Annotated in this window: 2 protein-coding genes; both read right to left on the bottom strand. The window is 46.0% G+C overall.

Translation table 11 applies throughout. The features are described 5' to 3' along the window. Positions 1-564: 564 nt before the first annotated feature. Positions 565-942, bottom strand: coding sequence for a hypothetical protein (locus ACZYSM_RS29080; protein ID WP_489077106.1), 378 nt, complete (start codon positions 940-942; stop codon positions 565-567). 19 nt (positions 943-961) lie between these two features. Next, positions 962-1,925: pesticin C-terminus-like muramidase (locus ACZYSM_RS29085; protein ID WP_489077108.1), on the bottom strand; the 964-nt coding region annotated here is incomplete at its 5' end.

The raw sequence follows: 1,925 nt of genomic DNA on the forward strand, positions 1-1,925 counted from the left end.
GTAGAGGTATACCTTTTCGACTTTTGCATCGGGACGCATCATGTGGGGCAGGCTCCTGAGAGAGTTCGGGAGCTCAGCATCGGGCATCAAATATCGGCTTGGAATGTGGGCTTCATGGAGCGGTTACCATTCAGCGACATTTCGGGCTCACATTAACTACAATCAGCCAAAGCCACCGGCTCACATTAATTTCAAATGAGCTTGCATTCGACAGCGTGGGCTCGCATTTCATCGCGACGGGCTCACGCTATCTGCAAATGAGAATCGGGGGTAACGCGCTACACTTCCAGTTAGGGCCAGCGCTGACCCTTTCACGGAGGTAGGCGCCCTCCATACAGCTATCATTGTGATTGACTCAGTCGGATGGCCTGCAGTTTTTAGAGGCTTGGTCCATTACACCCATCTGACTTTTGACATAAAGCCAGATCCAGCGAAATGCGATCGCACTGGAACTGGCCTAAGAGGGGGGGGCGCATAATCTGGGAGAAATCGCTAAGCCACTGGGCTTACGTTTATTTTTGGGTCCGTTACTCCCCCCTCTTTCGAAGATTCGAGAGCAATCTTTTATTTACAAGAAAGATGATCTGCTAAATCGTTATGAAAGACGACTTCACAAGACATGATTTTTTCATCTACAGGCTGCAATGGAGTAACTCCAATTTCAAATAAAAGTTTTCCATCCTTGAATTCACCACTTTTAACTTCTACATCAGCGTAATCACGACTAAAATTCTTACCATCTAATGAACAAATGGCTTTCTCCGCGAGCACTTTACCCTTTCCGCCTGGGATTAAGTTTTGTATAAGGATACAATAGTCCTCCGTCCAAGTTAAGTATCTGACTAGATTAGTTCCTACAGAGCCTGTTCCGGCCATAAATACTTTGCTGTAGTCAAAGCTCTTGGCTTCAGAAACACCAGTAATACATATAGCTAAAACCATAAAAAACCTCTTCCCCATTTTATAGGTGCTCCTTTCTCTTTTGATATCTGTCGACTGGAACATTGACCCAGTTGCTTGTTTTGGAAATTTCGAATTTAATTTTATTAAAATCGTTTTGCACGAACGGCTTTTGGATGAATGCTCGCGCACTAGGCGTATAGTCACCTCTATAAATCAAGTCGATCAAAATATCTTGGATTTTACTACTTACACCTTTCCAGTTAAGTATGCCGTACTCCCTTACATTGAATTGATCGCTGGATATTTTAATTACTTTTCTTTTCATGTAGTCATATACAGGTAAAAATAAATCATATTGCTGTTTTCTAGTGATAGTTTTCTTACGGATATTTTCTGGAGCCGCATTCAAATACTCACGCGCAGCTTGACCTGATAGGCCTTTAGCGCCAATAAGCCATGATCGCAGCGGCTCCTCAATGCCAGCCGCTGACAGGTCCGTATCCGGGTTTGGTCTCTGCCCAAGATCGTAGCCACGACCAATCGTTACGCCAGATGCTCCACCCGGCCAATGTACTACTCGACTAAAATATCGATGCCCGGATTTCGAAGAGTCTTCAATATCATTACCTTCGACATCAAACGTTAGCTGTCCATACGGCACTTTCAGCCACTTCAGATCGTTGTCATCGCTTACAGCAGAAAAATTCCCCACCAACCCCACCGGATGAAAGTGATACACCTGCCCATCTACCGGCAATCCAACTTTCGCCGCCACTTCATTCCACCAACTTATCTGCTTGATCCGCTCTTTCTCTGCCACCCAGTTCAGGTGCGGGGTCGAGCCGCTATGGCCCAGTACATCGTCCAGCGCATCCCACTTACTGGGGGTGTACTGCCACTCGCTTTCGTAATAGATGATCAGTTGCGAAAGCGACTGTGCGTAGGCCGGAATGCCTATCGCGGCTTTCAGCTCTTTAGCGGTTATGGTTCCATCATGGTCACGGTCGATGATGTCGTACAGA

Source organism: Pseudomonas sp. F220 (assembly GCF_057813935.1).